This window comes from Nonomuraea sp. MG754425 (genome assembly GCF_021699195.1).
GTDB lineage: Bacteria > Actinomycetota > Actinomycetes > Streptosporangiales > Streptosporangiaceae > Nonomuraea.
The window spans coordinates 1-8662 of the sequence record NZ_SSXE01000291.1; the positions used below are offsets into that span (position 1 = coordinate 1).

General features: G+C 68.9%; 6 protein-coding genes. 1 reads left to right on the forward strand and 5 read right to left on the reverse strand.

What is annotated here, in order from left to right; all coding sequences use genetic code 11:
- The 5 genes from FAF44_RS50085 to FAF44_RS50105 all read right to left on the reverse strand — a co-directional run.
- Positions 1-347, reverse strand: a 347-nt coding sequence (locus tag FAF44_RS50085) for a hypothetical protein (protein WP_237110557.1), incomplete at its 3' end; no start/stop codon positions are given.
- 183 nt (positions 348-530) lie between these two features.
- Positions 531-974 (reverse strand): hypothetical protein, encoded by a 444-nt coding sequence (locus FAF44_RS50090; protein WP_237110558.1) that lies wholly within the window; start codon positions 972-974, stop codon positions 531-533.
- A 379-nt stretch (positions 975-1353) separates the two neighbouring features.
- A complete protein-coding gene (locus FAF44_RS50095) occupies positions 1354-3387 on the reverse strand; it encodes a hypothetical protein (protein WP_237110559.1) in 2034 nt (677 codons plus the stop codon).
- Between the two features lie 54 nt (positions 3388-3441).
- Complete coding sequence (locus FAF44_RS50100) at positions 3442-5535, reverse strand: hypothetical protein (protein WP_237110560.1); 2094 nt, start codon at positions 5533-5535, stop codon at positions 3442-3444.
- Complete coding sequence (locus FAF44_RS50105) at positions 5528-6208, reverse strand: hypothetical protein (protein WP_237110561.1); 681 nt, start codon at positions 6206-6208, stop codon at positions 5528-5530. The genes FAF44_RS50100 and FAF44_RS50105 overlap by 8 nt, the downstream gene beginning before the upstream one ends.
- A 246-nt stretch (positions 6209-6454) precedes the next feature.
- On the opposite strand from FAF44_RS50105, the gene FAF44_RS50110 reads away from it, so the two are divergent.
- Positions 6455-8191, forward strand: coding sequence for a restriction endonuclease (locus tag FAF44_RS50110; protein WP_237110562.1), 1737 nt, complete (start codon positions 6455-6457; stop codon positions 8189-8191).
- Positions 8192-8662: the final 471 nt, after the last annotated feature.

Below are 8662 nucleotides of genomic sequence, written 5' to 3' on the forward strand. Positions count from 1 at the left end.
ACCCCGGCCGGCGGCACCACCACCGCGGCGGCCGCGCCGGTCGCCCAGGACCACGAGGACCACGGGGAGCGCGCCCCCGCCCCGGCCGCCCGCCCGCCGGTCCCGCCCAAGAGCCGGCGCTCGAGGAACCGGCCGCCAGCGACCGTGAGGGCCAGGCCCCGCCGGACGATCCACCGGCCGAGGCGTTCAGTGCCTGCTTCACCAAGCGCCGCCTCTCCCTCGACGGCAGCGCGTTCGACCGTGAGCAGGCGACGCGCCTGCATCGCCTCACCCGACGCCACGGAGCCGATCCTGCCGAGCTGATCGCTCGCGGCCCGGGGGATCTCCACCCGGGAGGACCGGCTCAAGGCGATCAGCAGCGGGCAGGCCGTCGCCGCCGCGGGTCAGGCACCATCTCCAGGCAGGAACGCAGCGATCCGGCGGCGATGGGGTTGGCCGAGGCGCCCGCCCAGGAGTGAGCCGGCCCCGCCCGGCGCGCCTGCCCGCACTCCGACCCGCGGCGGGCGCGGCCACACACTGCTCAGACGCTCTCAGAAGGCGGCCAGCTCCTCGGCGTCGTGGGCGCTGAAGACCCGCACCAGCCGCGGCAGCTCCCGGAGCCGTTTCAGGTTCGCCAGCCGCAGCGCGTAATCGGTGGCCACCACCCGCTGCGCCAGCCGCAGATGCGGCGGGCAGCGCGGCGGCCACTCCAGCTCACCGCGCGCGTTGTAGGCGTCGCCCGCGTGCAGCAAACACCCCGAATCCGCCCGCTCGGCCATGCCCGAATGACCGCGCGAGTGACTAGCCAGCGGCACCAGCGCCACGTCCGGCAACCCGTCCAGCGGCCGCGCCGACAGCCCAATCCACGCCTCGCCGTCCTCGCCATGGGTGACCCATGACGGACCGTGCGCCCACTGCTCGAAAGGGTAGCGGTGCCGCTCGCCCGCCGTACCCGGAGACCTGGCCGCAGCCAGCTCGGCAACGTGCGCGTGCACCCGCGACCACGTGCTGCCGGCAGGTCGTCCTCCTCCCTGGCCGACATGGATCGTGCGTTCGCCGAACGCGAGCAGCCTACTTGCCTGACGTGCCTTACAGACCTTCGAGCGGCTAACCTGCTACTTCGCTCAAGAACACTAGATAACGGGTGGCGTTGTCTCTGACAACCCGGATGAGGAGGAGCGCTTTCACGTGCGGCTGCTGGATGCTGGGATTGTCGCCAGAGCGGCAAGCGCCAGCGGGCAGCCTGGAGAGGCCAGCCATGCCGAAAGGCGGGTTCCGACCTCGCTTGGCAACCCAGATAACCATCGAGGTCTTGATCTGGGATTGCCTATGGGGACCAAAACGGCGCCAAGCGCTGTCGACGTCGTCTGGCCGTCAGGGGCCTGGGCGAAGCAGGTTGGGGTTGTCCCGGCCTCCGGGGATACGCACGATGACGACGTGGCAGGGCGTGGTCTCGCCGGGCCGTTGGACGGTTTCGATCCAGATGCTGTTGAACAGGTTGACGGCGCCTTCGGCGGTGACGGTCTTGTCCAGGGCGAGGAGGATGGCGAACGCGGCGCTGGTGTTCTGGTATTCGGCTGCTTGCGCCACGTAGGTGCGAAGCCCGGGTTCGCTCGCGTCGTCTTCCTCGATTTTGCATTCGACGTTGAACTGCGCGGTATTGAAGGTGAACAGGATGTCTGCGCGGCCGCCGCCTTTGTCGATGACTTCGGAGTGCACCTGCCTGAACAGTGCGGAGAAGGTGAGGACCTCCCGGTAGTGCTGGTGGAAGAGCGCTTCATCGACCTTCTGCTTCTTGCCGTCCTTGTCGCGCAGCCGCAGAAACTCGGTGTAGCTACCGCCCATCTTCCGGCCGATGTCGTAGCACATGTAGGCGTAGCGGACGGTGGCGTCCAGGAGGCTCTGGAACGGCTCGGCGATTCCGGGTATCCAGTCCGGGGAGGTCTGGAGTCGGGTGATCAGGCCGTTCATCAGCCGCGCGTACTTGGGATCGGCGATCGAGGAGGCGAAATCATCGCTGTCACGGAGCGCGAGTTCCAGCTTGTCCAGAACATTGTCAGGGGTCTGGTCGGCGAGGATCGGGAAGTAATCGGGGAGCTGGCGCGCGAGTTGCCGCCAGCGGCGTTCTTTTCCCCGGTCGGCCGGAGGAAGGGCGGGATCGCTTCCGCTGAGGGCGGTCGACCGGGCGGACAGGGCGGCGTGCAGGTGCTGAGCGGCGGGATCGTCGCGTAGGTCCTCTTCGTGGATGAGGGCGTACTCGAGAGTCCGCCTGCGGTTCTCCTGCTGCAGAAAGGTGTCCTCGATGACGGGCGCCACGAGCATCTCCACGACGGGCATGGCCGGGGTGCCGGTCAGGACGAGCACGGTGTGGTGGGCCGTATAGGCGGCCAGCAGGGCGGTGAGGATGTCGTGGCCGTCGCCGTACCAGGGGTCGTCGTGGCCCATGTGCCGGGCCGCCTGGTCCAGGAGTGTCGTCAGCTGGGCCCAGGCGGTGATGTCGTCTTGGCGGCCGCAGGCCCAGGACGGGGTCGTGGTGCGCATCCGCCAGGAACGGTAGCGGTGCAGGTTCTCCCGCAGCGTGTCCGCCGCGGCGGCGACCCGCTGCGGGCCGTCCGGGGCGGACAGGCCCAGCAGGCCGTCGATGCCGGCCCGGTAGATCTGGGCGTCGATGCGGTCGGGGTCGACCGCGGTGAGGTCAGTGAAGCGCTGCCGGCAGTCGCGAAGCCGGTCGGCCATCGTGGCGTAGTCCCGCTGTTGCAGCGCGGTTCGGATATCGGCCAGCGCGAGCTCGAAGGCCGCGTCACGAAAGAGGTGGTCGAAGGGCAGGCACCGCTCCAGGGCCTCGCGCAGGCCGGCCGCGGGGTGGTGGGCGTCCAGGACGCCCAGCAGCCGGGGTAGGCGGACGGCGAACTCGATCGGCAGCGCGGCGGGATCCTCGGTGACCTCGTCCATGGCGCCCAGCAGCCGGGCGGGACTGATCGTCTGTGACAGCGCCAGCTGGACGAGGAAGTCGGCGGCCTCAGCCCCGATAAGAGCGGCTGCAGGGTCGTCGTCGGCGTCCTGGGCGTCGGTGAGGCGGCGCAAAAGGGTCTTGGTAAGTCGGACGCCCAGGGCACGCGCCAGAGCGGGGCGATGAGTGAGGGCGTCGACGGCGCCGGCGAAGGCCGCGTGCCGGGTCGTGGCCGCCAGGCCCGCGAGGAGCAGGTCGTGAAGTTCCGTCTCGTCGCCCGGCTCGTGCTCCAACTGGTGGGCGAGCGCCAGAACGAGGTGGTCGAGGAAGGGCCCATGGGTGAAGTAGGCGGCCGCAGCCAAAACCTCGTCCTTGCCTCCCAGGTCGGTCAGGGTCGGCCCGTTGCGGCGGGCGTCGGCCGGGACGCTGCGTGCCCACACGCTGATGCGCTGGTCCATGGGGTGCATGCTGTCCCTCCCTCCTGCACCGCCAGGCCTGGCGGCGTTGTGGCCCTAGAACAGTTCGCGGCCGTGCACGCCCGTCACGATACGGTCCTTGGGGAAAATGTCCCAGACGGCGCTCTCGATCGAAGTGATGATCATCTGTATGCCAGGGACGTCGTTGCCGGTGTCGTAGAGGGTCTGCATGACCTGACGGGCGGTTTCGGGGACGACTTCATCGGCGGTGGGGGCGTCGACGAGCAGGAGCCCGGGATGAGAGACGATGCCCCGGCGGCGTCCGACCCGGATCATCCCGACGACCGCCGCGATTCTCATCCGGAGCCGGTCGACGGGGCTGAAGGACGCATAAGGGTGCCTCGCGCCGGACTTGATGGCGTTCAGGTGGCCGGCCAGGTTGAGGTTGACGCTGCCGAGGTTGGTCACGCCCAACGCTCGAGCGATGGCAAGGATCTCACCGTTGAGCTCGGTGAACAGAGCCCGGCTGTGGGTGTCGACGACCTCCTTGACGACCTCGGTGGCCACGGCCAGGACCCGCTCGTCGGTGAGCGGCTGCGACCCGGCCAGCCGGACTGGCTGGGTGGCGGGCTCGGACAGAACCGCGGCCAGCGCGGGAAGCGCACCGTCGGCCTCGCCAACCGCCAGCGTCAACGCGCCCTGCAGCTGGAACACCTCCTTCTGGGTCTGTTCCAGCAGGATGAGCGCTTCGCTGGACCGCGCCGTGGCCAGGGCCGCGGTCGCCTCTGCATAGGCTGTGCGGGCATGCTCCAGCGTGCCAGCGGCCTGATCCGCCGCCGCCTTGGAGAGGGTCTCTGCGGCCTGCGAGGCGGCCAGACGGTCGTCGATGCGGGTGAGGGCCGCTTGCTCCGCCTCCGCATCGTCTGGCCCCTCCGGCAGCGGGTTGGCACAGACGGAGCATCGGTGATCGGTGTCCTCAATGGCCCGGCGGGCATCATCGATGTCGTGGTCGCAGCGCGGGCATGCCTCGGGATCCAGGGCGCCCAGGAGCAGCCGCGCGGCGCTGCTCTGCCGGGCGCGCCGGGCCGCCCGCTGGTCGGTCAGCCTATTCTTGCGGGCGGCCTCCAACTGGCTGGCCGCGATCTGATGAGCATCCTGGCAGGCGACGACCCGGGCGGCCGCGCCTTCCACGGCCTGCAGCAACACGGTGATGTCCGGTTGTGCCTCTCGCAGGCCGTGCAGCCGCTGCTGAGCGTCGGCCAGCGCGGCGCGCAGCGGTTCGGCCTTCTGCACCCGGGCCCGGGTGTCTTCGTCGGCGCGTCGCGCGACCCTGTTCTCCTCCTGCAGTTCCGCTTTGCGCGCGGTGACCAGGCGCGTCAGCTCTGAGGCGTAGGGGACGTCCAGGAACAACTGCATGAGCCGCACTGGCAACTGGCCAACCGTCGTGGGCCCCAGAAGGATGGTGTCGTTGGCCGAGTTCAGCGCCAGCGCGTAGAAGAAGCTCGGCCAGCCGTGCACCTGCTCGGTGCTGTCGCGCTGCCCGTCCTCTCCTCTCGGCGCGCCCGGTTCAGCCGTCCACACCGAGATCGGGCGCAGGCCGAGCCGATCCAGCATGAAACGGCCGATCAGCGCCTCGACCTCGGGCGGTTCGGCCTCCGACACCACGCGCACACCCGGCCCTTCCTCGCTACGGCCCTCAAGGGCCAGCAGAGCCGGCAGAGTGTCGGCGCTCAGAAGACGCGCGTGCGGGCGGCCAGGCCGTTCGAAGGTGAGCCGGACCGACGCCGGCACCCCGCCGACCTCGACATCGGCGCGCACGTAGTGGAACCAGCCGACCGTCTCGGGCCGCCGGAACCCCGCGAACCCCTCGCCGCGCAACGCGAAGCTCAACGCCCACAGTGCGCTCGACTTCCCCGCGGAGTTGATCTCGCTGGCGATCACCCACGGCCCCGGCCCGAGCGGAATGTCCAGGGTGAACGGGCCGTCCTTCGCAGCGGTCCCGGTGCGCTTGACCCCTTCGCAGTACAGGCGGTGCACCACTAGTTCGCGACGGGCCGGCAGCGGGGGCGTCAGATCGAGGCCGTGTGCGGCGAGGATCGCGGTGACCTCCTCGGGGTCGGCGTCGCCGAGCCTGGTGGTGATCCGCCGGTGCAACTCGCTCTCCGACGGTACGGACAGGTCCTCACTCATGAACGGCCCCCCACGAAGTCTCTTCGCGCAGCGCGGTCAGGCGCTTCCGCGTCCGGTCGGCGATCGATGGAATGATCTCTCCCAGCGGCGTCTGGGCGTAGTCACGCTGCAGGTACTGGCGTTTGCGCAGCGCGAGCGCCGTGTGGCCGGTCGCCTCGGCCAAGGCGCGCACCAGCAGTGCCCGTTCGGTGTACCAGGCCAGCTCGGGGAACTGGGCGGTGGCCTGATCGGCGATTTGACGGCCCTTGCTGGTCAGGTAGTAGCTGTCCTGGATGACGCGGATCTGGCTTCGGCGCTGCCGGACGACCACCAGGCGCGGGGCGGCCAGCACGCTTAACGCCCGATCCAGATATTCGAACGCTCCAAACAGGTACCGCAGCATCGGGATCGCGCACACCTCGGGCTCGTCGGAATCCAGGATCTGACCCGCCAGGTCCAGCAGGATCGTCTCGCCGCTGCGCTCGTAGTCGTTCAACAGCTCATCAGCGAGATAGTCGGGGTTTCTCAGCCAGAAGTCGAGCTTCTGCAGGCGGCTCTCCGCGTGCATAACGGCCACAGCGTTCGCCGGGACATCAGGCTCAACCGGAGTGCCGATGGGATCGGCCACGGCCGCGATGAGCAGCAGCAGCCGGATTGCGTCAGAAAATCGATCGCCCTCAAAATCCGCAGACACTCACACAACGTAGCCACACCGGAGCAGGTGATCAACAGGTACTGTGACCCCGGTATGAAGGGTGCACATTGGCGGCCCGCGCAGCGCGCAGGCCGTTGTGTGGGGGCAACCGTACTGGTTACTGGCAGGTGAGCGCACCGACATGTGGTTCGGTGGGTGGAGGTGTGGGACGCCACGTGTTGGGGTCAGGTGACGGCTGATCGGCCGTCACGGCGCAATGTCCCCGCATCTGTTTCCCTATGACGCATGACAACGGTGAACTGGGAGCGCGAACCCGGTGAGAAGGTCGAGGAGTTCGTCGCGGCGCTATTGTTGCTCAAGTATCCGCACGGCAACCGCATCACGCCCTCCCGCGGCGACCGGGGCGTCGATGTGCGGGTCTGGAATCCCGACGGATACGACATCTACCAGGTCAAACGCTACAGTCGCGCGCTCACGGCCAAGCAGGCGACCAGCGTGGAGAACTCCTGGAACACCTTCGCCGCCGAAACGCTGCCGGTCCTGCCAGTGCGCTCTTGGACACTAGTCACCCCCTGGGAGCCCACCAACGAGCGGCTGGACTGGCTGGAGCAGCTCACCACCGGCCACGGCATCCACACCCACTGGATGGGCGGCATCACCCTTGACGGGATGGCCGCCGGCAATTCCGCGCTGGTGGAGTACTACTTCGGCGACGGCGGGCAGCGTCTGGCACGGCTGATGGCCGACGTGCTGCAGGGCGGCCGAGACGTGCCCGGAGGAGTACCCGGCGAGGACCTGCTCCAGGCGATCATCGCCCGGCAGCGCAGCCTGGCCGCCGCCTTGGACGAGGTGGACCCCTTCTACCGCTACGAGGTGCAGGTACGCTCCGGCCGCGTGCGCGAGCAAGCATGGGACGCCGACCTGCACAGCCCTGTGCCGGTGGCCTGGGTGTACTACCGGCAACTGGACGAGGCGTCGTACCTGCTGATGCGGCTGCTGCCCCGATGCGCCGAGTCGCTGACGCTGCGGCCGATCAGCACTGCCGTCCAGCTCGAGGTCCCCGTCGGCTCTCCCGAGCAGCAGGCGGTCGAGGACTGGCTGCGCTACGGCGCCCCCTTCCATGACGTGCCCGGTACCGTCACCAACGTGACCGGGCCACCGGGCCTGTTCGCCTCCCCTGGGCCAGGCCGGTTCAGCTTCATGGTTCCTACCGGCACCAACAACAACCTGCCTGACCTGGAGATCCGACTCCTGACCTCGGACAACACGGTGGCTCACACGCTGGACCTGATCGACGTGCAGATCGCGCGTGGCGCGGACGGCCCCGGCACGTGGCTCTCGGGCACCGACCGCTCCGGAGTCCTGGAGTTCCAGTTCCGGCTGAACGGACCTGATCGCGACCGTGTCCGGATGACCCTGTCCTCCGTCGTCGGCAAGATTCCCGCCGATGTGCTCCCGGCGATACAGCTGGTGGCCGACATCCCCGCCACCACCGGACTTGTCGTCGCGGTGCGCGGCGGTCGCCCTCTCACTTCGCTCTGGCGGCCGGAGGACACCGAGGTGGATGCCTCGCCCTTGCCGGGCATGGCCCGCTGGACGGCTGATCTCCTGCAGGCGCTGATCACCGTCCAGACCCACGCCTTCCACCGTGTGACCGTTCCCGACCTGGCCGAGAGGACGCCCGAGCAAATCGGCGAACTCATACACCTTGCGCGGCTCTTGCGCGGCGAGGAAGTCCGCACCACTTGGTCGGAGATCATCATGACCCGCGGCACCTCCGGCAGCCCGCCGCCCACCGAGCCGGAGTTCAGCGTTCTGCTCACGAGCCAGGTTCAGGTGGACCTCGCCGGGCAGCAGATCCTCCTGGACGACGTCCAACGGCGCGTTCTCTACCACCATGTGCGCCCGGCCGACCCACAGGAATTCGCCTCAGCTCAGCCAGGAGACTCCATCCGCCTGGTGCCCGGGTCTTCCGCCGAGGCGACGATCGTCGCGGTGCCCATCGGGCCTTATGCCGAGTGATCTCGGCCATGGGCCGTCTTCAGGCCCGTGGGGCTGGTGGTTGTCTTCCCATCCCAGCAGCCGCATCCCACCTGGACGGACCAGCCGCCCCAAGGTGGCAGACAGCGAGCTTGAGTGCCGGGAGTTCCTGCAGCTCCGGTCGGCTGCCACTCAGTTGGTCAGTGGGTACGGCGGCGGGGCGCCAGTATCTCGGTGACCTTGGCGATGGTGTCGGCGCCGGGGCTTAACGTAGCGCACGGCGGTGCGGGGGTTCTTGTGCCGGGTCTTGCCCATGATGAGCTGTAGCGGGATCTCGGCTTCGCCGAGGTGGGTGGCGGCGTCCTGTCGAAGCGACCGGCTGGTGCGCCGCAACCGGCGGGCTATGACGCAAGCGGGTCTTTCCCCTTGAACGTAGACACCTTGGAGACTGGATCTTGAGGTCCAGGGGAAGAGATGTCCCTGATGGTGATGAGGAACTACCCGCCCGAGTTC